Origin of the sequence: Aquimarina sp. BL5 (assembly GCF_003443675.1) — a bacterium.
Lineage (GTDB): Bacteria > Bacteroidota > Bacteroidia > Flavobacteriales > Flavobacteriaceae > Aquimarina.
Genome location: NZ_CP031963.1, coordinates 4,082,445 through 4,108,762 on the forward strand (window position 1 = coordinate 4,082,445; position 26,318 = coordinate 4,108,762).

13 protein-coding genes are annotated in these 26,318 nt (G+C 32.8%); 9 read left to right on the forward strand and 4 right to left on the reverse strand.

Translation table 11 applies throughout. From position 1 onward, the window contains the following. Positions 1-17: 17 nt before the first annotated feature. The 3 genes from D1818_RS17115 to D1818_RS17125 all read right to left on the reverse strand — a co-directional run bounded on the left by D1818_RS17115 (position 18) and on the right by D1818_RS17125 (position 2,183). Positions 18-716: a DUF2064 domain-containing protein gene (locus tag D1818_RS17115; protein WP_118460188.1), complete on the reverse strand. Its 699-nt coding sequence runs from the start codon at positions 714-716 to the stop codon at positions 18-20. A 12-nt stretch (positions 717-728) separates the two neighbouring features. Next, on the reverse strand, positions 729-1,784 hold the full coding sequence (gene arsS / locus D1818_RS17120) for an arsenosugar biosynthesis radical SAM (seleno)protein ArsS (protein ID WP_118460189.1): 1,056 nt from the start codon (positions 1,782-1,784) through the stop codon (positions 729-731). A 63-nt stretch (positions 1,785-1,847) separates the two neighbouring features. Continuing rightward, positions 1,848-2,183, reverse strand: coding sequence for an arsenosugar biosynthesis-associated peroxidase-like protein (locus tag D1818_RS17125; RefSeq protein ID WP_118460190.1), 336 nt, complete (start codon positions 2,181-2,183; stop codon positions 1,848-1,850). Between the two features lie 656 nt (positions 2,184-2,839). On the opposite strand from D1818_RS17125, the gene bglX reads away from it, so the two are divergent. The 4 genes from bglX to D1818_RS17145 all read left to right on the forward strand — a co-directional run bounded on the left by bglX (position 2,840) and on the right by D1818_RS17145 (position 11,391). After that, positions 2,840-5,155, forward strand: coding sequence for a beta-glucosidase BglX (gene bglX / locus D1818_RS17130; RefSeq protein WP_233558647.1), 2,316 nt, complete (start codon positions 2,840-2,842; stop codon positions 5,153-5,155). A gap of 4 nt (positions 5,156-5,159) precedes the next feature. Further along, positions 5,160-7,433, forward strand: coding sequence for a glycoside hydrolase family 3 N-terminal domain-containing protein (locus D1818_RS17135; RefSeq protein ID WP_118463867.1), 2,274 nt, complete (start codon positions 5,160-5,162; stop codon positions 7,431-7,433). A gap of 136 nt (positions 7,434-7,569) precedes the next feature. Continuing rightward, complete coding sequence (locus D1818_RS17140; RefSeq protein ID WP_118460191.1) at positions 7,570-10,356, forward strand: two-component regulator propeller domain-containing protein; 2,787 nt, start codon at positions 7,570-7,572, stop codon at positions 10,354-10,356. A gap of 21 nt (positions 10,357-10,377) precedes the next feature. Continuing rightward, positions 10,378-11,391 (forward strand): LacI family DNA-binding transcriptional regulator, encoded by a 1,014-nt coding sequence (locus D1818_RS17145; protein ID WP_118460192.1) that lies wholly within the window; start codon positions 10,378-10,380, stop codon positions 11,389-11,391. A gap of 24 nt (positions 11,392-11,415) precedes the next feature. Here D1818_RS17145 and D1818_RS17150 read toward each other — a convergent pair whose 3' ends face one another. Then, complete coding sequence (locus tag D1818_RS17150; protein ID WP_118460193.1) at positions 11,416-12,447, reverse strand: LacI family DNA-binding transcriptional regulator; 1,032 nt, start codon at positions 12,445-12,447, stop codon at positions 11,416-11,418. Positions 12,448-13,143: 696 nt separating this feature from the next. Between D1818_RS17150 and D1818_RS17155 the strand changes: the two genes are divergently transcribed. The 5 genes from D1818_RS17155 to D1818_RS17175 all read left to right on the forward strand — a co-directional run bounded on the left by D1818_RS17155 (position 13,144) and on the right by D1818_RS17175 (position 26,311). Beyond that, complete coding sequence (locus D1818_RS17155) at positions 13,144-14,817, forward strand: alpha-glucosidase (protein ID WP_118460194.1); 1,674 nt, start codon at positions 13,144-13,146, stop codon at positions 14,815-14,817. A 286-nt stretch (positions 14,818-15,103) separates the two neighbouring features. After that, the gene (locus D1818_RS17160) at positions 15,104-18,076 is read left to right on the forward strand and encodes a TonB-dependent receptor (RefSeq protein ID WP_118460195.1); all 2,973 of its coding nucleotides are present in this window, start codon (positions 15,104-15,106) and stop codon (positions 18,074-18,076) included. 22 nt (positions 18,077-18,098) lie between these two features. Then, complete coding sequence (locus D1818_RS17165; RefSeq protein ID WP_118460196.1) at positions 18,099-19,583, forward strand: RagB/SusD family nutrient uptake outer membrane protein; 1,485 nt, start codon at positions 18,099-18,101, stop codon at positions 19,581-19,583. A gap of 88 nt (positions 19,584-19,671) precedes the next feature. After that, entirely contained in the window at positions 19,672-22,992 is a 3,321-nt protein-coding gene (locus D1818_RS17170; protein ID WP_233558514.1) for a VCBS repeat-containing protein, read from the forward strand. Continuing rightward, positions 22,985-26,311 (forward strand): VCBS repeat-containing protein, encoded by a 3,327-nt coding sequence (locus D1818_RS17175; RefSeq protein ID WP_118460197.1) that lies wholly within the window; start codon positions 22,985-22,987, stop codon positions 26,309-26,311. Before D1818_RS17170 ends, D1818_RS17175 begins: the two co-directional genes overlap by 8 nt. The last annotated feature ends 7 nt before the right edge of the window (positions 26,312-26,318 follow it).

Consider the following 26,318-nt stretch of genomic DNA (forward strand, 5'->3'; position numbering starts at 1 on the left):
AAGGTAGTTGTTAGGGTCTAAATAGTGTAAAAACTGGAATTCGAATACATAGGAGAACCTTTGTTATAAAAGGATTGGAGATAATAAGTATCTTTTATCGAATCGTTATGTTTTACTATCTCTATTTGGGAATTTGTAATATGATATATAATAGCCTGAAGCGTTTCAGAAAAAGTAAAATTAAGTTTAGAAATGATTTTTAGATCGTCAACTGTGTCAATGTCATATAGAACCTCAAGTTGTGCAACTTCAATTTCTGTATTTTTAATTAAAAACGATATACTTTTAGCTAAATGTTTAGACTGCCAGGGAAGCTTTAAGAAAGTATTTATATTGAACTGAGATTTATGTAATCCCATTAGATAAAATCCACCATCGGCAGATGGTCCCAAGACAAACTTATTGTTTTGAAGTTGTTTGGCGCTTTCTAATAAATGATGTTTCTTTAAATGAGGTGTGTCATTTCCTATGGTGATTATATTTTCGAATCCTAGATCATAGGTAGCCTGAATAGCATTTACAAAACGTTCTCCGAAGGTCTTACCCGTTTGTCTTTTTTCAGTAAATACAAAAAATGGAAGTCCAGAACTTTCTACAACCTGCATTGTTTTTTTAGTAAGCTCTGTAAAAAGTTTTTCACCACCAATAATAGGTTTGTGCAGAAGCTCTTCCTTGGAGGAGTTCACAAAAACTAATACGGCGGTTTTAATGTTCATATGCTGATCATTTTATGCTACAGTTCCTTGACAACTACTTCCAGCTCCAGCTGTGCAACCATAACAGTGCTGAGAGATGATAATATCCCTATTTTGTAGTAGTTCTTCATTATACTCACTAATATGTTTTACTTTACTGGCAACTTTAAGATCTAACATCTGGTTAAAATCACAATCATATAACCATCCATCCCAGCTTATAGAAATAGTATTAGTACACATTACATTTGCTACGGCAGATGGATTATATGCTTCTACTAATGAATACATATAATCTTCATAATTCTCTGAAGCAATTAGATAATCTAAAAATCTACTGATCGGTAAATTAGTAATTGCAAACAAATTATGAAAGTGAATTCCAAAATCTTCTAACAAAGCTTTTTTAAAATCTTTTTCCATGGATGCTTGATCACCTGGTAAAAAAGCACCAGATGGGTTGTAAACCAAATCCAATCTCAGACCACTATTTGGCATTCCATATCCCCGTTCATTAAGTTCTTGAAGCGCTTTGATAGATTTGTCAAAAACACCATCTCCACGTTGTTTGTCAGTTTTACCTCTGGTCCAATGAGGCATCGAAGAAACTACGTGTACATTATGTTTTTTGAAAAAATCAGGTAAATCATAGTACTTTTTATTTGCTCTAATAATGGTAAGGTTACTTCGTACAATAAAATCTTTGATTCCTGCTTTGCTAGCTTCTTCTACAAACCATCTAAAATTAGGATTCATTTCCGGAGCCCCCCCTGTTAAGTCTAATGTGTGGGCTCCTGTTTTCTTGATGACTTCCAGACACTGTTTCATGGTCTCTTTAGTCATAATTTCTTTTCGATCAGGACCAGCGTCTACATGACAGTGTTCACAAACCTGGTTACACATATACCCTACATTAATTTGAAGTATTTCCAATTTGTTAGGGCGCAATGTATCATGTCCAATTTCGGCAATTTTATCAGCGAACTTTGGTAATTCTCCATTTGCAAAAATGCCATTGTTCAGAATCTCTAATTGTCTATGAGAGTCAGCGAGTTCGTTATTTCTATTCTTTAGCGACTTAGTAGCCATACATTGTTTTTAGCGATAATATTCTGTTTTTAGATGACGTAAAATGTACCGATAACAATCCGTTTACATGGACAATTTATCATATTTGTTCATCATCTGTACACCGTGTACTAGTGTAGCTCCACTTTCTATAGCTGCTCCGGCGTGCACTGCTTCCATCATTTCTTCCTTGGTAATTCCTCTCTGAAGGCCATCTTTGGTGTAAGCATCAATACAATAAGGACATTTTACTACATGAGAGACTGCTAATGCAATTAAAGATTTCTCGCGTGCAGTTAGCGCACCTTCTTCAAAAACTTTTCCATAGTAATCAAAGAATTTAGTTCCAAGTTCTTCACTCCACTCTGTTATTTTTCCAAATTTTCTTAGATCCGCAGGATCGTAATATGTTTTAGACATGCTGTGTCATTTTTTAGTTACAGACATTTACTGTTAGTCGTATAGTAATAATCAAAACTTACAATAAATTTATATTTATTTTATAAGGACTAAAGTCTGCATTATGCTGTTAAAATAAAAGCTAATGTTAAATAATTAAGTCTTTTTATTACAAATTGTTGATTATTAAAAAGTGAAAATATCTGAATCGTATATCAGGTGAAGTGTTGTTTTAATTTTGATATTATGCTTTTTTAATTAGAAATGTTAAGATAATGGACTTCTTTTTAATTTAAAAATTGATAGATGATATTTAGTAATAACTATGAAATTCTTTGATACAATATATTTAATTAATCTTTACTAGGTTTTGTTTTGTTAGCTGTTGAAGCATTCAATGTTTTAACAAATAAAAAGCATAAATGACTGAATTACAGTGTTTTTTTTAAATATTATTAAATTGTTGTCAAACTTTTAGTATCATATGTAAATACAATGTTAAGATTGATTTATTGTAGTGAATTAGGATGTAATGTTGTAGTTTTATCAATATTCGCAGTAAAAAATCTAAAATATTTATTTACTCTTTAAATGATTATAGAGTTAATATTTTTTAAGTAAATAGGGAGGATAGATTTGTTTAATCATTATTAGTAAATAACCAAAAAACAAAATCAGTGAAAGTTTATAAAAAATTTAATTTTAGGAGTACTAATGTAATTGTTACAGTAGGTCTTTTAGTACTAGTACCTAAATTTAGTTTTTCTCAAGATAAAGGGCGTCAAGAATCTCCAGATATTATTGAAAGAAAAGTAGATTCACTACTTTCTTTGATGACTGTTAAAGAAAAAATAGGACAGCTTGTTTTATATAATGGAAGTTGGGATGTAACTGGACCACCGTCTGATGTAGGGAATAAGGAAAAATATGAAAAATTAAAAAATGGAGAAGTTGGAGCTATGCTTAATGCTACTTCTGTTGCGGGAACTAAAGAGTTACAGAAAACCGTTGTTGAAAATTCACGATTAAAAATACCATTACTTTTCGGATATGATGTCATACATGGTTTTAAAACTATGTTTCCTATCCCACTTGGAGAAAGCGCAAGTTGGGATCTAGAGGCTATTACAAAGTCGTCATCTATAGCGGCAAAAGAAGCAACGGCTTCTGGAATTAATTGGGCATTTGGACCTATGATGGATATTTCTAGAGACGCTCGTTGGGGTAGAGTTATGGAAGGAGCTGGAGAGGATCCTTTTCTAGCTTCAAAAATAGCTGTCGCCAGAATTCAAGGTTTTCAAGGTGATGATCTGTCTAAAAATAATACGTTAGCTGCTTGTGCTAAGCATTTTGCAGCTTATGGGTTTGCAGAAGGAGGGCGAGATTATAATACAGTAAGTATTGGAGAGTATGAGTTACATAACACGGTATTACCTCCTTTTAAAGCAGCAGTAGATGCCGGTGTGGCTTCTATCATGAGTTCATTTAATGAAATTGACGGTATACCAGCGACTGGACATAAAGGATTGCAGAGAGATCTTCTTAAGAATACTTGGGGTTGGGACGGATTTGTAGTTTCTGATTGGGCTTCTATTGCAGAGATGATATTTCATGGATATGCAAAAGATAAAACACACGCAGCAGAACTGGCGATACACGCTGGTAATGATATGGATATGGAAGGAAGAGCCTATGAGACAGGTTTAGAACAATTGATAAAAGATGGGAAAGTAGATGAGAAACTAATTAACGATGCTGCTAAGCGAGTACTGCGAGTTAAATTTGAGTTAGGATTATTTGATGATCCATTTAAATATTGTGATGAAGAAAGAGAGAAAAAAGATATATACACCAAAGGCCACATAGAGGCTTCTAGAGATGTAGCTAAAAAGTCTATTGTTTTGCTAAAAAATGATAATAATGTATTGCCTCTTAAAAAAGATATCAAAAGTATTGCAGTTATTGGTCCATTAGCGGATGATAAGGATACTCCAATTGGTAGTTGGAGAGGAATGGCAACTCCTAATTCTGCAGTTTCACTTCTAGACGGGATTAAAACAGCACTAGATCAAAGTGTTAAAATAACCTATGCTAAAGGAGTAGAGCTTGGAGTGGGTGAAAGGAGTTTTGTCCGTGATTTAAAAGTAAATAGAGATAGTTTTAAAGGTATTGAAGAAGCAGTAAAGGTAGCTAAAGATGCAGAAGTTGTGGTTTTAGCTATTGGAGAAGAAGCTTTTCAGTCTGGAGAAGCGAGAAGTCAAGTAAGTATTGAGTTAACAAAGCCTCAGCAAAAACTATTCGAAGAGATATATACGGTTAATAAAAACATAGTAGTAGTTCTTATGAATGGTCGTCCTATGGCAATTTCGGATATTGCGGAAAAAGCACCTTCGATATTAGAAACCTGGCATTTAGGTTCGGCATCAGGAAATGCAATTGCAGATGTTTTGTTTGGGGATTATAATCCTTCTGGTAAGTTGCCTGTTTCTTTTCCGAGAAACGTTGGTCAGTTACCTTTATACTACAATGTAAAAAATACAGGAAGACCTTCAAACCTTGATGGGATGGTATTTTGGTCACATTATACTGATGAGAAAAATGATGCTTTATATCCTTTTGGACATGGATTAAGCTATACTGCTTTTAAATACAAAGATTTAAAAATAAGTGCTCCGTCTTTTGCCTCTGGAGGAAATCTTTCTGTTTCAGTAACTATTACAAATACGGGTAAGAGAAAAGGTAAAGAAGTTGTACAATTATACATTAGGGATATCATAGGGAGCTTAACACGTCCGGTAAAAGAGCTTAAAGGATTTGAGTTAGTTGAATTAGAGCCTAAAGAAAGTAAAACAGTTACTTTTAGTATCAGTGAAGAGACAATCCAGTTTTATACAGCAAATAAAAAATGGGAAGCCGAATCGGGAGATTTTAAGGCTTTTGTAGGAGGTACTTCAGACACAGATCTTGAAATCGATTTCTCTTTTAAAAAATAAAATGATGCAAAAATTATATATAATATTATTGGTTCTAATTGTCGTAAGTTGTAATTCAGAATCAAGTAAAGAAGATGGTAAATCAATATCAGAAAAACCAACAATGAGTTCGGAAACAGACAAAAAAGTGGCTACGTTACTCTCTAAAATGACTTTAGAAGAAAAGGTAGGTCAGATGACGCAAATTACGTTGGATGTTGTTACAAAAGGCGATAATCAATATAGCTCATCACAACCGTACGCTTTGGACTCTGCATTGGTTCATAAAGCCATTCATACTTATAAGGTTGGCTCAATACTTAACACTCCAGGAGTGCCTTTGTCAAGACAAGATTGGTATAAAACGATTAAAACTTTTCAGGATGAGGCAGCAAAAACGCCAAGACAGATTCCAATTATTTATGGGATCGACGCCATTCATGGTGTAAACTATACAATTGGAGCTACATTGTTTCCTCAACAAATAGGATTAGCCGCTACTTTTAATAAAGACTTGGTAAAAGAAGCAGCAAAAATATCTGCTTATGAAACGAGAGCTTCTTCGATTCCTTGGAATTTTTCTCCTGTTTTAGGTTTAGGAAGAAATCCATTGTGGCCAAGATTATGGGAAACATTTGGAGAAGATGTGTATTTAGGGAAAACAATGGGTGTTGCCATGGTCGAGGGATATCAGGGAACATTAGGAGATCCAAATACAGTTGCTTCCTGCATGAAACATTATTTAGGGTATAGTGTTCCACTTTCTGGTAAAGATCGCACACCTGCATGGATACCAGAGAGAGAATTAAGACAGTATTTTTTGCCAGCATTTAAAGAAGCCGTAGATGCAGGATCTGTGACATTAATGATAAATTCTGGGGAGATTAATGGTGTTCCAGTACACGCCAGTAAGTTTTTACTAACAGATGTGTTAAGAGGTGAATTAGGTTTTGATGGTATTGCTGTTACAGATTGGGCGGATATCAATTATCTGCATACTAGACACAAAGTAGCCGAAACTATTAAAGATGCAATTAAAATATCTGTTAATGCGGGAATAGATATGAGTATGGTGCCACATGACTTTGAATTTTCAGAATTACTTGTCGAATTAGTGAAAGAAGGAAATGTTTCTGAGGAAAGGATCAATAATGCAGTTTCTAGAATATTAAAAGTTAAGATGCAATTAGGGTTGTTTGAGAATCCTGTTACGGATCCAAAGGATTATCCTGATTTTGGTTCTGATAAGTTTGCCGAGGTTAGTAAAAAAGCAGCGGTAGAATCTTTTACTTTATTGAAAAATAAGAATGATATCCTTCCTCTAGAAAAGGGTGCTAAAATATTAGTAACAGGTCCAACAGCTAATACTATGAGATCCCTTAACGGAGGTTGGTCTTATAATTGGCAGGGTAGTGAGGCTGATAATTATGCAAAAGATAAAAATACAATAGCTGAGGCTTTTACGAATTCAGGTAATGCTACATTTATACAGGGAGTTTCTTTTGAAGGCGAAAACAATATTAATGAAGCAGTGAAAGCAGCAAAACAAAGTGATGTAGTAGTATTATGTCTAGGCGAAAACTCATATACAGAAACCCCGGGAAATATAAATTCTATACTAATGCCAAAGGATCAAATTGATTTGGCAAAAGCATTGTCTAAAACTGGAAAAAAAATAATACTTGTTTTATTAGAAGGAAGACCAATTATTTTTAATGAAATAGAGCCGCTGGTTGATGCAGTTTTTATGGGGTATTTACCAGGAAATTATGGAGCGGATGCTTTAGCAGATTTATTATTTGGTATCGAAAATCCATCAGGAAGATTACCAATAAATTACCCGAAACATCCTCATGCGTTTGTAAATTATAATCATAAGCACTCGGATAATATTTCTGTACCTAATTACTATGAATCTGACTACGATCAGCAATATGAATTTGGGGATGGATTATCGTACACTAGTTTTGAGTATGCTGATTTATCGATTAGTTCTGCAGAAATGGATCAAGATGGATCAATTGAAGTTTCTGTAAATGTTACTAATACCGGAAGTAGAAAAGGAAAAGAAACTGTGTTACTTTTTATAAGTGATTTATATGCCAGCATTACACCAGAAGTTCGTGCACTAAAAGGGTATGATAAGATAACACTGGATAAAGGGGAATCTAAAAAAGTTTCATTTACAATCACAAAAGATGAATTATCCTTTGTTAATGAAAATTTAGAAACAGTTGCGGAACCCGGTGATTTTGAAATTAGAATCGGAGATTTAAATAAAAAAATTAAGCTTAAATAATTGCCTAGACTTAGTATCTGTCTTTTGGTAAATTAGCATTGATGACTTATTAATATTTTATAAACAAGTAGTTTGTAAAATGTGTTAAGATTTTAATGGTATATTTGATAAGCTTACTTATGTAAAAACTCATCTAATGTATCGTTTTTTTATTATACTTTGTTGTTTACCTTTTTCGGTTTTTTCTCAATCTATAAAGAATAAGACACTTCCTAAAATCACCCATTATGATACTAAAAATATGGGTTTTAATGCTCAGTCTTGGCATATTCAGCAAGATGAGAATGGTCTGATTTATATTGCTAATGGGCATCAAGTTTTGATATTTGATGGAACTGATTGGTCTTCTGTAGCTACTAATCCAGAAATGGTCAATAGAAGTCTTCTTGTTAAGAATAAGGATACAGTTTATTTTGGTGCGGACGGGCATCATGGTATGTTAATTAAAAATGGTTACGATAACTATGATGTTCAGCCATTAAGGAATAGTAAAAAAGACGTTGTATCCGATATTGAAGAATATTGGAGAACTCATTTTATTAATAATGAGATCATTTTTCAAACCTTCAGGAATTTATACGTTAATCAAGATAATATCATTACTAAAATACCAGCTCCCTATCGCTTTAAATGGAGCTATAAGGTAGATGATCAAATATATGTAAATGATCTTAAGTATGGTGTTTTTAGGTTGCAGGAGACTAACCTGATCCCAGTAATTAGTGATGCTGATCTAAATGAGAATATTATTGGAGTTACGAAGGTAAATGAAGATTTAATTATTATAACAGATACTAAGGGGTTATATAAGCTTATTGGTGATAGTTTGATCCCCCTTAATTTTTCTATGTCTGATGAAGTTGAGAAAGCTCAGATCTTTTCTTTTCTAAAACTTAGCGACAACAGAATAGCACTGGGAACAGTTTCTAATGGACTATATATAGTAGACCTTAAAACAGGAGAGACAAATAATATAAATAAGAGAAATGGATTACAAAATAATACGATACTTTCTATATATCAAGATGACGAAGATAATCTTTGGCTTGCATTAGACTACGGAGTAGACTACGTAAAATTGAACTCACCTCTTACTTATTATTATGATTACTATGGAGATCTAGGATCCACTTATGCTGTAGTTAAAGAACAAAATTTAACGTACTTAGGAACCAATCAAGGACTTTATGTTACGGATAATGCCTCAGGAAATTCTAATGATGTTTTAGAGTTGTTACTTAACGGACAGGTTTGGAATATAGAAAAGGTTGGAAATGAAATTTATGTTGGACATGATAAAGGTGCTTATGCGTTAAAAGGAAAGGTTTTAATAAGAATGGGGGAGGATTTGGGTGCTTGGAATTTTCGGAAATATGAAGTACCGGGACTCGATAATGTTATTGTTTCTGGAAATTATAACGGAATCTCCTTATACCAAAAAAATGGTGATGAATGGGAAGGATATAAATTAAAAGGTTTTGAAAAATCGGGGAGATATTTGGAAGTTGACGAAGAAAACAATCTTTGGGTGGCTCTAGGAACTGATGGTGTGTTTAAGTATCGATTGAATTACGATAATAAAGAATTAAAAAGCATAGCGTTTTATCCTGTAAGTGAGTTTGACGGAAAAAGAATATCTCTTTCAAAAGTTGAAAATAAAATTGTTATAACATCAAATTTTCATTCATATACTTATTCTAGTGATAAAAACACTTTTACAAAGTCTGAAATAGGTTTAAGCAAAGGATATGCTCCTAGAATACTTAAAAGAGGAGATGAAACCTGGTATGTGGATAATAATAAAGTAGCGGTGGAGGATCAAGATGGCCTTACAGCACTACCCGAACTAAAAGACCAGTTGATACCTGATGTCCTTAATGTTTTCTCATTGAGTAAAGAGCATAAGATCATTCCTGTTTTTAATGGTTATGCTTTGTATTCCAAGGATAAAAAGGTAATGACCAGAGCTCTTGGGAGCGAAGTGTTAATTAGAGATTTCGTTTCGGTTAATAGCGAAAAATCATATGCCTTTGATTCCGAGATACCATTTTCAGACAATGATCTTAAGATTAATTATGCGCTACCTATATATGGCCAGGAAATAGCATATCAAACTAGTTTAAATGACAAGGAATGGAGTGAAAAAACTACAGCAACAGAACAAACTTTGTTTAATCTGAAAGAAGGAAAATATAAGCTTAAAATAAGAGCTAAATACAATGGCGATTTTAGAGAAAGTACTTTTGATTTCAGTATAAAACCTCCTATTTATAGAACAAATTGGGCGTATGTTTTGTATCTGCTACTGCTGTTGTTGTTGATTATTTCTGTAATCGGAGTTAATCGACATAAACTGAAGAAGCAAGAACGAATTTTATTAGAGCAAAAAGCAGAAAAACTTCAAAAACAGGAGGAAGAACATAGAGCTCAGAAATTAGAACAGGAGCATAAAATTATTGAGCTAAATAATTCTAAATTACAGGATGAGATAAAGGCAAAAAGTAGAGAGCTTACTCAGATCGCTTATGTTAACTTAAACAAAAATAAAATTCTCAAGAAAATAAAGGATAAAATTGTTAAAGTACAAGGTTCTTCTCCTCAAAAATTGCCCACTAATAGCTATAACGAATTGGTAAGATTGGTGGATTATTATATTACAGATAAAGAAAGTAAGTTGTTTGAAATTAATTTTGATAAATCACATCAGGAATTTTATGAAAAACTTTCTAAAAATTACCCTAACCTCACTTCTAAGGATTTAAGGTTATGTGCATACCTTAAAATGAATCTTTCTTCAAAAGAAATTGCTCCACTATTAGGAATAAGTTCACAAAGTGTCGATGTTAGCAGACATAGATTAAGAAAAAAGCTTAATTTAGGCTCCAAAGATAATTTGACTAATATTCTTATAAGTCTAAAATAAGAAATTTCTAATAGTAAGGTCATGAGGAAAAAGGTTACCCTAAAACAGCTTGCAAAAGAACTAAACTTGTCCATTTCTACCGTTTCTAAATCATTAAAAAATGATTCAGAAATAAGTCAGAAAACCATTAATAGAGTTCATGAATTAGCCAATTTTTATAATTATAAACCTAACGCATTAGCTGTAAGTTTAAAAAGTAACAAGACGAATACTATAGGGGTTTTATTACCGGAAATTTTAAATCATTTTTATGCAAAAGTGTTATATGGTATAGAACAAGAAGCTTCTAAGAATGGATATAAAATTGTTACTTGTATAACCAATGAATCTTATGAGAAAGAGGTAGAATATGTAGAAATGCTTAATTATAGCAGTGTTGATGGATTTGTGTTAGCATTGAGTAAAGAAACTCAAATGCTTAATAAACTAGATCATTTTAAAGATTTAAAAAGAGACAATGTGCCTTTGGTTATGTTTGATCGGGTAAGTGGAGAAATAGATTGTGATAAAGTTATTGTTGATGATAAGCACGCGTCAAAAACCGCTATTCAATATTTAATAGGAACCGGATGTAAAAAACTAGCAATAATTTCTACCATTTTTGACCTTAGTGTGGGTAAATTGAGAATAGAAGGAGCGGAGGAAGAAGTTCTATTACACGATGGAGTAACATTGATACAATTGCCTATTAACAATGTAGAGACAGAGGAAAATGAAATAGAGTCATTTCTGAGGAATAATGAAATAGATGCAGTACTTGGATTGGATGAAACTGCTGCTGCAATAGCAATAAATATGGCTAATAAATTAGGCTATAGCATACCGAAAGAAATTTCTGTAATTGGTTTTACCGATGGTATATTGTCAAAACACTCTTACCCTAAATTAACTACCGTATCTCAACATGCGGAAGAATTGGGTGCAAAAGCGGCAAAAATGTTGCTTGACAGATTATCTAATACGTCAGAGAATAATTATCAAACTAGTACTGAGATTGTAAAAACTTCTTTAATACTTAGGGATTCTACGAATTAACCTTATTCAATTATTACTGATTTTTTAGGTGCTTTCTCTTTCAGTTAGTTGAGTTTTCAACCGAATTATTGTTTTCTTATGATCCATTTCATCGGGTTCATTAAGTTGGTTAATAAGAAGTTCCGCTGCTTTTTGACCCATTTCAAAACTTGGTTGAGATATACAAGTCAAAGTTGGAACGAATATTTCTCCCAGGCCTAAATCTCCAAATCCTATTACGGCAACTTCTTCTGGTATTTTTTTGCCCATTTTCAATAGAGTTTTCATGGTTAGTAATCCGTAATTATCAGTACACGCAAAGACTGCATCAGGAGTAGTAGATAAATGCTTAAAAAAATCAAGGATTTCTTTATCTTCAAATTCTCGATGAAGAGAATTACAGTGTAAAATTAGTTCTCTGTAAACAGGAATGTCATATTCAGTTAAAGCGGCAATAAAACCTTTATGTCGATCTTGAAACACTTTCTTTTCTTTTATCCCTCCGATGAAAGCGATTTTTTTCTTTCCTTTTTTTATTAAGAATTCTACAGCTTCAAAAGAAGCTTTTTTATCATCTATCATTACGTGATCAGCTCCAGAAACTTGTTCTCTAATATTATCAAATAATACCATTGGCATTCCTTTATTGATCAAGTCATTTAAATGAGCTACATTTTCAGTTTCATGCGTCGGCGATAATATGATACCATCTACCAAACCTCTTTCAAAGGAAATTAGATTTTCTTTTTCGAATTCATATGAGTTTCTTGAGGAACTAATAAGTATTTTATAGTTATGATTTCTGGCATATTGATCAATCCCTCGACATACTTCAATAAAGAAAGGCTCATCATATCGAGGAATAAGAACTCCAATAATATTAGTTTTCCCAGAACTAAGGCTTTTGGCAATTTGATTAGGCATATACCCCATCGATTTTGCAGTGTTAAATACTTTTTCCTGAGTACTTGCTTTTACTCTGGGGTTTTTATCTAAAGCACGAGATACGGTTGCAATAGAAACATTGAGTTTTCTTGCAATATCCTCAAGTTTTACTCTTCTTTTTTTAAAACCCATCAAAATTAGTATTAAAAAATTATCAATAAATTCCTTATTTTGATAAAAAAACGATAATACAAACGTTTGTATTTTTTTAATAGAAGATTTACTTTTCTAGGATGCTATTTGTTATGTAATTTGTGATAACATGAATTAGCACAAATTAATACAGTATTAAGATGTATTGATAAAACCTTCCCCAAAATAAAAAATTCAAATTTCCGTATTTGAATCACCTACGCTAATTTATGATAAATAATGTTAGAACCTATGTTTTTTTAAGAAATTGAAAAATGGTTTGATAAGAAGTTTATTGGTTGTTTTTTTATGATTGTATAGAAAAATTTTAAGGACGTGTCTATATAAAATCTATACTTAATCGTTTGTATTCTTTATTTATGCCACCTTTTTACGTCTTGTTGATATTAATTAATTATCTGATTATCAGTTTTTTGAACTATAATAATAGCCATTAAAACCGTGTTGTATAGTTAATGTAAAGATTTAGATATTTGAGATTCTATGTGAATATTATTGTAGTTTTGATAAAAAAAGAACTTAACATGTGTTGATATCGATATATTTTAACTCTTTTTTTATTAATTTAATTATGTGTAATGTTTTTTGAGAAAAAAATAATTAGAATTAATTTAATGGCATCTGGATCCTTTAATAAATAAGAATAATTATTGTTTAAAAAATAAAATTTATTAAGTGGAGCTTACTTGGTTTAAAAAAGGAACGATCTATCAAATATATCCTCGGAGTTTTAACGATAGTAACGATGATGGTATAGGAGATTTAAGAGGGATCATCGAAAAACTGGATTATATACATAGTTTGCATATCGATATCATATGGTTGAGTCCTATTTTTAGTTCACCAAATGATGATAATGGGTATGATATAAGTGACTATTGTTCTATTATGTCAGAGTTTGGTACAATGGAAGATTTTGATGTGTTATTAAAAGAAACCCATAAAAGAGGGATGAGGCTTATTTTGGATCTGGTTGCGAATCATTGTTCCGATGAACATAAGTGGTTTGAAGAGGCTAGGAAATCTAAAGATAATCCATATAGAGATTATTTTCATTGGAAGAAACCTTCAATCGATGGTGGCCCTCCAAATAATTGGAAATCCTTTTTTGGTGGAAGTGCTTGGGAGTTAGACGAAGTTTCAGATGAATATTATTTGCATCTTTTTACTAAAAAACAGCCTGATCTAAATTGGGAAAACCCTAAAGTAAGGGAAGAGATATATGATGCAATGCGTTTTTGGTTAGATAAGGGAGTTGATGGGTTTAGGATGGATGTTATTCCTTTGATATCAAAACCTGAAGGGTATCCTGATGCACCAGATATAGGTTTTAGAAAAATTATTGAAGATGTGTACGCTAATGGGCCTACTCTGCATAGGTATCTAAATGAAATGAATGAAGAGGTTATTAGTAAATATGATGCATTTTCTTTGGCAGAAGGAGTTGGGATTAATGAAGATACTGTAGGGCTTTATGTAAACTATGATAGAAAGGAATTAGATATGTTGTATCATTTCGATATTCTGGAATGTACAATAGTAAACGGGAAATTTGAAGAAGTTTCTCCGTTTGATTTGGTCCAAATGAAGCATATATTTAAAAAATGGCGGGATGCAATACACCAAACAGGTTGGATTGCTAACGCTATGGGAAACCACGATTTTGCGCGCATGGTATCTAGGTTTGGAGACGATAAGAAATATCATAAAGAGTCCGCTAAAATGTTAATGACCATGTTATCGACCCAAAACGGTACTTTGAATATATATCAGGGTGATGAGATTGGAATGACTAATATATCCTTGCTTAATATTGATGAAGTAAGAGATATACAGTCTTTAAACTTTTATAAAGAAAATAAAATAACTCATAAGTACACAGAGGAATTGGCTCTAGAAATGATTAATAAAGAAGGTCGCGATAACGCAAGAACTCCGGTACAATGGGATGGTGATGAAATAAATGGAGGTTTTTCTAAAGGGGAACCTTGGTTAAAAGCTAATCCTAATTATAAAGATATTAATGTAGCGTATCAGGAGAAAGATCCCAATTCTATATTGAATTTTTATAGAAATTTATTAAAAACAAGGAAAGAACACGATGTATTTGTACACGGAGATTTCGAAGAGATAGAATTTAATAACCCTAAGTTATATATATACAAAAAGAAGCTTGGTAAAGAGGAAATTATGGTGATGCTTAACTTCAATAGTTCTGAAGAGTCATTTGATGCTGGAAGTAATATAAATGAAGTTGAGGTTTTGGTAAATAATTACGAAAATCTGGATGTTGAAAATAATAATGTTCTCTTGAAACCATATCAAGGGGTGATACTGGATTTAAAATAAAATTGAAGTATAACAAAGATGAATCAAGTAGAAAGTGAAATTAGTTTTTGTTTGTTAGCGAAGGAGTTTTTCTGATAGGAACTCCTTTATAAGAGGTAACATAGGGGCATCTTAAAATTGTAACTTTTGTTTTCAAATATTTATTTGTAGTTACTAACGTGTCGATTGTTCTAGTAAGACGAAGACGCCCCTGTTACTTGTTTTTTTTAAGAAAAAATGAATTTTTTAACGGTAAAAATATTAATAATTAACAACTAAATATTTAAATTTAATCAAACTCTAAATTATGAAAAGTATGATACTCAAAAAACTCATGTTTCTTTTGGTATTTATCTCGGGGAATATGATGTTTGCACAAATCACAGTTACGGGGGTGACTTCTGATGCAAACGGTCCAATACCTGGGGTTAATGTCATTGTTAAAGGATCTGCAAATGGGGCGGTTTCAGATTTCGACGGTAACTATACTATTAACAATGTTCCAGAAGATGCTGTATTAATTTTTAGCTACATCGGATTCGAAACTCAGGAAGCAGCAGTTAATGGACAAACTGTTATTAATGTCATCTTAAAAGAAGATGCTGCGCGATTAGATGAAGTGATAGTGGTAGGATATGGATCAATTAGGTCCAAGGATGCTACAGGAGCGGTAGCTACCGTAAAATTTGAAGATTTTAATCAAGGTATTATTAATTCTCCAGAACAGTTAATTCAAGGTAAGACAGCTGGGGTTCAGATCACACAAACCAGTGGTGAACCTGGAGCTGGGGTTAATTTAAGAATACGAGGAACTTCATCAGTAAGAGCGAATAATAATCCACTTTATGTGGTAGACGGTTTTCCTTTGAACGGAGCAGATACATCTGCAGGAGCTTCTGGTTCTGATATTGGAGCTTCAGCTGCTACAAATCCATTAAGTTTTCTAAATCCAAATGATATAGCAAGTATAGATATACTTAAAGATGCGTCGGCAACTGCAATATACGGTTCGCGTGGAGCAAATGGAGTCGTTTTAATAACTACTAAAAGAGCAAAACAAGGAGTTCAATTATTAGAATTTAATACATCTGTATCTTCTAGTTCTGTAAGTAATACGTTGGACATATTGGATAGAGATCAGTTTTTAGATGCTCAATCACAATTAGGAGCCGATTTATCTGTATTGGATTTAGGAGGAAATACAGATTGGCAAGATTTTATATTTAGAAATGGTTTTAGTTCAGAATACCATGCAGCTTTTGGAGGTGGTGGAGAGAATGGAGGATATCGTTTTTCTGTGGGATACATCAACCAAGAAGGTATTGTGGAAAAAACTGGTCTAGAACGTTTGACAGCTAGATTTAATGGGAAATACAATTTTTTCGATGATAAATTGAAAATGAATGTTCAGTTAAATGTTTCTAATGTAGATATTGATAAAGCACCAATTACAGATGATGCAAATGCAAGAGGTGATTTAATTTCTGCAGCGTACTATTCAAATCCTACATTGTCACCTTTTGATGAGAATGGGGTTCCTACATCAACAGGGTCTGTAGAACAATTGAATCCAGCGGCTATTTTAGGGTTTTCTAGAATTAATACAAAAACCTTAAGAACTCTTAGTAATTTTTCTCTAGAATACTTCTTTATTCCAGAGCTTTCTTTTAAAACAGCGATAGGGGTAGATAGATCAATCTCTAAAACAGGTTCGGCGTTTTCATCTGAATTCGAACTAACTAATACACAGGGTATTGGTAGAGCAAGAGTTGATGATCTAAGTTTGACTTCTGTGCTTTGGGAAAACTATTTTACGTATCAAAAGGATTTTGAAAATAGTAGTCTTAATGCATTATTAGGATACTCTTATCAGCAATTTAGCACCAATGTAGAAGCATTATTTGCAGCGAATTTTAGAGAAACAGATCCAGGTTTAATGCTTAATAATATTGGATCTGCGGAGGTTTTTGGCGCAAATTCCGGTAATTTCACGGACGAATTGCAATCTTTCTATGGAAGAATAAATTATTCTTTATATGATAAGTATTTATTTACGGGAACATTAAGAGCGGACGGTTCTACTCGATTTGGACCTAATGAAAAATATGGTTATTTCCCATCCTTTGCATTTGCTTGGAGATTATCCGAAGAAGATTTTATTCCAGACGCTTTTTCTGATCTAAAATTAAGACTAGGATATGGTATTACTGGTAACCAAGAGATCCCTTCTAATCTTTATGTAGAAAGAGTTCGTTTTGATGAAGGAAGTATCGATAATGATGGTAATTTTATACCAGGAGGTCAGTCTACTGTGGCGTTTAGAAATCCTGATTTAAAGTGGGAAGAGTCTACTCAACTTAACTTCGGTTTGGATTTTGGATTTTTTGGAAATAGATTGTCTGGGTCTTTAGACGTATTTAGAAAAGAGACCACAGATTTATTAACACAAATTACTAGCGCACAACCAGCAGTAAATCCTTTTGTTTGGAAAAATATTGATGCTACTATTATAAATCAAGGTGTAGAATTATCTCTTAACTATAGAGTGATAAGTAGTGAAAATTTTAACTGGGATACTAGTTTCAATGTAGCATTTCTTGAGAATGAAGTAACTGATTTCAATGAAGCTCCTATTAATACAGGGCAAATAGATGGTCCAGGTCTAACTGGAGCGTTTGCGCAACAGATAGCCGATGGACAACCTCTATATGCATTTTTCCTGAGAGAATTTATTGGATTTGATGAAAATGGAATTGCAGAATATGAAGGAGGAGATGTTCAAAAATTCACAGGAGATAGTCCACTTCCTAAGTATAACTTAGGTTTTTCGAGTAATATGACTTATAAAAACTTTGATTTAAACTTATTCTTTACAGGACAATTTGGACACAAGATTTATAACAATACTGAGAATGCTTTGTTTTCTGTAGCAAATCTTTCACAAGGTAGAAATGGTACTACTGATACAGCAGCTCTTATTGGTACAGAAGACCCTTTTAATGCTGCAGACGTTTCAACTAGATATCTGGAAAGTGGTGATTTTCTGAGACTACAAACAGCAACATTAGGTTATACGTTAAATCTAGACAGATATAAATGGATTAATAAAGCAAGACTATTTGTCAATGCACAGAATTTATTTGTAATCACTAGTTATAGCGGACAGGATCCGGAAGTGTCTATTAATAAGCAGATTAACGGAGTTCCATCAATAGGAATTGATTATACAGCATTTCCAAAAGCGAGAACGTTTACATTAGGATTAAACGTGACTTTTTAATATATTTAGAATAAAAACGATCATGAAAAATTTAAAAACAAAAAATGTTGTAAGACTCATTCTGAGTATTGCAATTTTATCGATAGGTTCTTGTACCGATTTAGAACCTGTTTTTGACGATTCTGTAGCTGTAGAAGATGCTTCTGGAGCTTTTGCAGGTGTTGATCCAGCTAATTTCTTGGAATCAGCATATAATGATATTGAAGGTATGGGAGATCAAGCAAATACCTATGCTTTATTAGAAGTGTCCTCTGATGAATTAGTAGTGCCAACCCGTGGAGCCGATTGGGGGGATAATGGTATCTGGAGAACGATGCATCAGCATAATTGGGATGCCAATCACCCACATATTCTAGCGGCATGGAATAATCGTAATGCAGCTGTTTTCAGATGTAATCAGATTATAGCAACAGAATCAAATGCAACAGCAGGACAAGTAGCACAAGCAAAAGCATTACGTGCATTGAACATGTTCTACGTAATGGATTTCTTTGGACAAGTACCTTTTAGAGAAGTAAATGATGGTGTAAATGTAGATCCAGTAGTATTTACACGAGCCGAAGCATTTGAGTTTATAGTAAAAGATTTAACTGAAGCATTGCCTGATTTAGAAGATGCGAATTTATCCGACATTTATACAGTGAATAAAGCTTTTGCTCATTTCCTGTTAGCTAAATTGTATATAAATAAAGAAGTGTATACGGGTAGTGCCGACGCGACTGATTATACAAAAGTTATTGAAAATAGTGATGCAGTTACTGCTCAAGGATATACTTTAGATTCAGATTATTTTGGTATATTTTTACCAGATAATAGTGCAAATCAAGAAATTATATTAGCATTAGATACATGGACAGGTAATAGAGTATGGAATATACTTCAATCTTCTCAAGGAGGTTGGAACGGATTTGCTACTTTAGGTGAGGTTTATGATTCATTTGAAAGTAGTGATATTCGTCTTGGAGAGACAGGTACTGCTGGAGTAGGAAGAGGAATGTTAATTGGTCAACAGTTTGCTCCTGATGGGACAAAATTAACAGATAGAAGTGGAATTGATTTAGTGTTTACAAAAGACTTTCCTAATGGAATTAGTGGTAACAATGAAAGAACGGGTGTAAGACCAATGAAATATTCGAATACTACGGATGGATCGCCATCACCAGGAAATGGAACCGTGGTAGCAAGATATGCTGATGTTGTTCTTATGAAAGCAGAAGCAATTATGAGAGGAGGTACCTCAGGAGAGACTGCAGAGAGTATTCTGGATGGTTTGAGAACGTTACGTGGTGCAACTGCTTCCGGAAGTTATACTATGGAAGAATTATTAGATGAGAGACGAAGAGAATTATGGATTGAAGGTTGGAGACGAAATGATCAAATTCGTTTCGGTACTTTTAATAGTACGTGGGACATGAAAGACAATACAGAAGAGTTTAGAGTATTGTTTCCAATACCAGCATCTGCTGTAGCAACAAATCCTAATTTATCTCAAAATACTGGTTATTAGGCAAGTTCATAAAATTTGTTAAAATAGAACAGAGCCCTTCAATATTGAAGGGCTCTACTAATTATTATCTTGTACAAAAAAATCAAAATTGATTACTTTTCTTAAGAATATTAGCGTTTGCATATTTCTATTTATACTTCTTACATCTTGTCAAAATGATGAGAGAACTTATTTTTTTGAATTATTATCAAACAAAGAAACTGGGATCAATTTTCAAAATGAATTAAAAGATACTCCAGAACTTAATATACTTACATATCTATATTACTATAATGGAGGAGGTATAGGTGTAGGAGATTTTAATAATGATGGTTGGGAGGATTTGTATTTTATTTCTAATCAAAATGAAAATGAGTTGTATCTCAATCAAAAGAATTTTCAATTCAAAGAAGTTACCTCTGACCTTCTTAAAGATAAAGAAGGATGGTCTACAGGTGTTACTATAATCGATATTAATCAGGATGGACTACAAGATATATATCTGTGCAAAGTTGGGAATTATAAAGGATTAAAAGGAAAGAATAAGCTGTTTGTAAACCAAGGATTAGATAATGAAGGTATTCCTATCTTTAAAGAAGAAGCATCTTTATATAACCTTGATATATCTAGTTTTTCTACGCAAGCTAGTTTTTTTGATTATGACCGTGATGGTGATTTGGATATGTACCTCTTGAATCATTCGGTGCATCCTAATCGAACGTACGGAAGAGGCACTAAAAGAAAACAAACAGATTCTCTATCTGGAGATCGATTATATCGAAATGATAACAATAAATATATAGATGTAACTAAAGAAACGGGTATTTTTCAAGGAGCTATAGGATATGGTTTAGGGATTGCTACAAGTGACATTAATAATGACGGATATCCTGACATTTATGTTGGGAATGATTTTTTTGAAAATGACTATTTATATATCAATCAAAATGATGGTACTTTTAAAGAAGTTATTACTTTAGGTTTAAATACAATACAGCATACATCTCATTTCTCTATGGGTGTTGATATAGCGGATATCAATAACGATGGATGGTCTGATGTTTTATCACTAGATATGTTGCCAGAAGACTTAACAACTTATAAATCATCCGGAACGGAATATGGATTCACAATATATAATCAATATCTTAAAAATGGATACCAACCGCAGTATATGCAAAATGCGATGCAGTTAAACAGAGGAAATAATAATTTTAGTGAGATTGCATTTTTTTCAGGAATTGCCGCAACAGAATGGAGCTGGGCGCCCTTGATGGGAGATTATGATAACGACGGTTATAAAGACATTTTTATTTCTAATGGAATAAAAGGAGCAACTAATGATATGGATTTTATAAGCTTTATTGCTAATGATAATATTCAGAAACGTGTCAGTGAAGGAATGACTAAAGAAGATTTAGCATTGGTTGACGAGCTGCCTGATAAGAAAACCGCGAATTACTTCTATCGTAATAATGGAGATTTGACTTTTGAGGATGTTTCTAATGTATGGTCACAGAATTTGGGATCGTATAGTAATGGTGCTGTATATACAGATTTAGATAATGATGGAGATTTAGATATTGTAACTAACAACATTAATGAAAATGCTTTTGTGTATCAAAATCATTCAGATACTTTGGAACATAATAATTATATAAAACTAAAATTAAAAGGAACAGCACAAAATCCACATGCCATAGGAGCTAAAGCAACTATTTACACTGATATAGGTTTCCAAGTTTCAGAAGCATATACAACCAGAGGGTATTTGTCATCGGTTTCGCCCATATTACATTTTGGATTAGGAGATAGTGCTAGTATAGATTCTATTGGTATTAGATGGCCTGACGGAGATAGGTCTGTGTATAAAAACATTGCAATAAACACTACAACTACCTTAAGTAAAGGTGATGTTTATGCCAGTCTCTTTAACATTAGTGAACCTTCATACACTTTTGAAAATGATTCCATACACATAAAATTTAAACATCAGGATTATGAAACTAAGGATTTTAGTGCAGAACCCTTAGCGCCTTATGCGATTTCTAATGAAGGGCCTCATATATCTACAAAGGATATAAATAAAGATGGATTAGAAGATGTTTTTGTTCCTGGAGGAAGATTTAGAGCAGGAACACTGTACTTACAAGAAATATCAGGAAAATTCAATAAAATTGAACAACCTGATCTAGAGTTATATAAGAAATATGAAGATGTAGATCAATGTTTTTTTGATGTAGACGCCGATGGTGATTTAGATCTGATTACAATTTATGGAGGTAATGAAAAACATTCTGAATATGATACAAGTCCAAAACTTTTCATTAATGAAAATGGTGTGTTCAAAGTTAACCTTGATGCTTTCCCTGATCTTAAAATCAATGCTTCAGTAATTATTACATCAGATTTCGATCAGGATGGTGATCTGGATGTTTTTATTGGAAGTAATAGTGAGGCAGGATCTTATGGGAAATCTCCAAAAAATTATCTTTTCCAGAATAATGGCAAAGGTATTTTTAAAGAAGTAACCAAAACCAGTGCTCCGGATTTATATAGTATCGGACAAGTCTTTGATGCAGAGTTTATTGATATCAATAATGACAAATATCCAGATTTAATACTGGCAGGACATTATATGCCAATTACAATTCTAATGAACAACGGTAAAGGAAACTATAAAAAAGAAATAGTGCCTTCATTAGAAAAAACAAACGGTTGGTGGAATTGTATTGCTGTTGGTGATATGGATCAGGACGGAGATATAGATATTGTTGCAGGTAATTGGGGGCTTAATAGTCGTCTTAAAGCTTCAGAAGAGGAGCCAATTCAGTTATGCCTTAATGATTTTGATGATAATGGTAAAGTAGATCCAATTGTTACCTATTTTTATCAAGGAAGAGAAACACCAATTGCCACCAAGGATGAATTAACTAAACAAATACCACAACTTAATAAGAAGTTCTTGTCATACAAAGCCTTTTCTGAAGCCAATTTCAAAGATTACTTTTCAAAGGGGAAAATTGATCAGGCAGAGAAAAAACAAGTATTTACGCTTAAGACGATATATTTTGAAAACAAAGGCAATCTAGATTTTACGCAGCGCGATTTGCCTTGGGAAGCACAGGTATCTTCTGTTCAGGATATATTGGTTCACGATATAAATGATGATCAATATCCTGATATAATTCTCGGGGGTAATACCTATGAGATCAGCACACAATTAAGTAGATTAGATGCATCATACGGAGTTGTACTCTTAAATGATAAAGAAGGAAGCTTTGTAAGTTGTGAAAACACGAGTTTGAAGGTTAATGGAGCTGTTAGATCCATTAAGACAATCAAGATTAAAGAAGAGGAATATTTTCTATTTGGTATTAATAATGACAGTATCCAAGTTGTAAAAAAAATAAAAAAGAAACATGAATAAGTTCCTATATAGCGGTCTTATATTACTAATATTTTTTTCCTGTGCGAAAGAAAAAATAGAGCAAAAACCTGTAGAACAAAGGAATACTTTGTTTACCAAACTCACTCCTGAAAAAACAAGTATTGATTTTATTAATCAGGTCAATAATGAAAAAGACTTCAATATTTTTACCTACAGGAATTTTTATAATGGCGGCGGCGTAGCTATTGGTGATATAAATAATGATGGTTTACCTGATCTATATTTAACGGCCAATCGAAAAGAAAATAAATTGTACCTCAATAAAGGAGATTTCACTTTTGAGGATATTTCTAAATCTTCTAAAACCACAGGAAAGAATTCTTGGTCTACCGGAGTAGTCATGGTGGATATCAATGCAGATGGATTATTGGATATTTACGTATGTAATGCTGGTAATGTAAAAGGAGATGATCAGAAAAATGAACTTTTTATAAACAATGGTCCTTCAGAAGATTCAGGAATCATTACGTTTACGGAAAAGGCCGAAGAATACAATCTGGCCGATAGTGGGTTTACGACCCACGCAGCATTTTTTGATTATGATAAGGATGGAGATCTGGATGTATATATACTTAATAATAGTTTTATCCCTGTAAGTAGTTTAGGATATGTGAACAAACGTAACCTTAGAGCAAAGGATTGGGATGTTCCTGAAATTCTAAAAGGAGGAGGAGATAAACTACTAAGAAATGATGATGGGGTGTTTACAGATGTAAGCGAGGCTTCAGGTATATTCGGAAGTCTTATTGGTTTTGGATTAGGAGTAACTATAGGAGACGTGAATAAAGATCTGCTTCCTGATATTTATGTGTCTAATGATTTTTATGAAAGAGATTATCTCTATATCAATAAAGGTGATGGAACGTTTAATGAAGAAATTAAGGATTGGGTAAAGCATCTTAGTACCTCTTCTATGGGAGCAGATATGGCAGATATAAATAACGATGGATATCCAGAGATTTTTGTAACGGATATGTTACCTGAGGGTGATCAACGATTAAAAGAAACCAGTGCTTTCGAAAATTATGATTTGTATAAACTAAAGAAAAGCAGAGATTTCTATAATCAATATATGCAGAATTCACTTCAGCTAAATAATGGAGATAATACGTTTTCAGAAATTGCCTTTTATAGTGGAGTAGCAAAAACAGATTGGAGTTGGGGAGCTTTATTATTTGATATGGATAATGATGGCTATCGTGATATTTATGTAAGTAATGGAATCTATCATGATCTAACTAATATGGATTTCATGAACTTTTTTGCCAATGATATCATACAGAAGATGACTTTAACCGGTAAAAAAGAAGAAGTAGATTCTATTATTAATAAAATGCCTTCCACACCGATTTCTAATTATGCTTTTAAAAATAACGGAGATCTAAGCTTTTCTGATGCTACAAAAACTTGGGGTTTCGAAGAACCAACTTTTTCTAATGGATCCGCCTATGGAGATTTGGATAATGATGGAGATTTAGATTTGGTGGTCAATAATTTTAATATGCCAGTTGCTATTTATAAGAATAATAGCGAACAGGGAAATAACAACTATCTGAAAGTTAAGATTAATGGAGACAGTAAAAATACTTTTGCGATAGGTAGTATTGTCGAGACATATATTAACAATGAAACATTACGACAAGAATTAATTCCTACAAGAGGTTTTCAGTCATCGATAGATTATATAATGACGATCGGTCTTGGTAAGAGAAATATAGTAGATTCTCTTCGGGTTATTTATCCGGATGGAAAATCACAATTAATTAAAGATGTTACGGTGAATCATCAAATTACGTTGAGTCATAAAGATGCAGATCATGATTACAAGTACTTCTCAGAAAAAAATGACACCTATTTTAAAGAAATCGAAAACACATTAGATGCTCATAAAGAAGATCAATATGTAGATTTTGATTATGAAGGGTTAATTTACAAAATGCAATCCAGAGAAGGTCCAGCGATGGCAATTGCAGATATTAACGGAGACGGCAATGACGATGTTTTCATTGGTGGAGCCTATGGTCAACCTGGTAAGTTATATTATCAAAATGGAAGAGGTGAATTAACATTGTCTAAATTCGAAACAGAAACTTTTTTTGAAGATACCGTTGCTATTTTTGAAGATATAGATGGGGATCAAGACTTAGATTTAATAATAGGTTCAGGAGGAAATTTTAGAGGCGCTAAGACTGGGGTTAGGAGTTATATAAATGATGGAAGAGGATATCTTTCTAGAGGAGAAATAATTTTACCAACGGTTACTAATATATCTACATTAGCACCTTATGATTATGATCAGGATGGAGATATTGACATATTTGTTGGAAGTCATAGCGTCATAGGTACTTATGGAGTTTCTCCACAAAGCTATTTATTAGAAAACAAAGGTAAAGGTAAATTTATAGATATTACAAGTAACAAGGCTGCTGAAGCTAAAAATACCGGAATGATCACTGACGCTACTTGGCAAGATATAGATGGAGATGGTAAAAAAGATTTAATCCTTGTTGGCGAATGGATGTCTCCAAAAGTTTTTCTTAATGATGGAAGTTCATTAAACCTAATAAAAACAAATTTAGATGAAGTTTCCGGTTGGTTTAATACAGTAAAAGCTACTGATCTTGATAATGATGGGGATGTGGATTTGGTATTAGGTAACAGAGGTTTAAACTCGATTTACCAATGTAGTAAAGAAAGGCCATCTAAGATGTATATAAATGATTTTGATAATAATGGAACCGTAGAACAAATTGTTACACAGACAATAAATGGCAAAGACATTCCAATACATTTAAAAAATGAAATAACAGCACAAATTAATGTTCTGAAAAAGCAAAACCTTAAGTTTTCTGAATACGCTACTAAGGCAATTGATGAAATATTTTCTAAAGAAATTTTAGATAAAACAACCATTAAGACTGTAAATAACTTTGCAAGTTTAATAGCATATAACAATGGGAATAATACTTTTGAGATAAAAGAACTTCCAAAAGAGACACAATTATCTTGTATCTGTGATATCGAAACAAAGGATGTAAATAAAGATGGTCATTTAGATCTTATTGTTGCAGGTAACAATTACAATTTTAAGCCTCAATTCTCCAGATTAGATGCTAGTCGCGGAAACGTCTTGCTAGGAGATGGAAAAGGAAATTATAAAAATCAAAAAGCATCAGGGTTTTTAGTAGAAGATGAGGTAAGAGTCATGCACTGGATGAAAAATAAGTCTGGAGAAAAATATTTGCTTGTTGGCATTAACAATAAAGCTCCAAAAATATTTAAAATAGACAATAAATAGCCTAAGA

What these genes read in the sequence shown, in the direction of transcription:
- D1818_RS17115 (WP_118460188.1), bottom strand. Translation starts at nt 716, where the DNA reads ATGAACATTAAAACCGCCGTATTAGTTTTTGTGAACTCCTCCAAGGAA.
- arsS (WP_118460189.1), bottom strand. Translation starts at nt 1,784, where the DNA reads ATGGCTACTAAGTCGCTAAAGAATAGAAATAACGAACTCGCTGACTCT.
- D1818_RS17125 (WP_118460190.1), bottom strand. Translation starts at nt 2,183, where the DNA reads ATGTCTAAAACATATTACGATCCTGCGGATCTAAGAAAATTTGGAAAA.
- D1818_RS17135 (WP_118463867.1), top strand. Translation starts at nt 5,160, where the DNA reads ATGCAAAAATTATATATAATATTATTGGTTCTAATTGTCGTAAGTTGT.
- D1818_RS17140 (WP_118460191.1), top strand. Translation starts at nt 7,570, where the DNA reads ATGTATCGTTTTTTTATTATACTTTGTTGTTTACCTTTTTCGGTTTTT.
- D1818_RS17145 (WP_118460192.1), top strand. Translation starts at nt 10,378, where the DNA reads ATGAGGAAAAAGGTTACCCTAAAACAGCTTGCAAAAGAACTAAACTTG.
- D1818_RS17150 (WP_118460193.1), bottom strand. Translation starts at nt 12,447, where the DNA reads ATGGGTTTTAAAAAAAGAAGAGTAAAACTTGAGGATATTGCAAGAAAA.
- D1818_RS17160 (WP_118460195.1), top strand. Translation starts at nt 15,104, where the DNA reads ATGAAAAGTATGATACTCAAAAAACTCATGTTTCTTTTGGTATTTATC.
- D1818_RS17165 (WP_118460196.1), top strand. Translation starts at nt 18,099, where the DNA reads ATGAAAAATTTAAAAACAAAAAATGTTGTAAGACTCATTCTGAGTATT.
- D1818_RS17175 (WP_118460197.1), top strand. Translation starts at nt 22,985, where the DNA reads ATGAATAAGTTCCTATATAGCGGTCTTATATTACTAATATTTTTTTCC.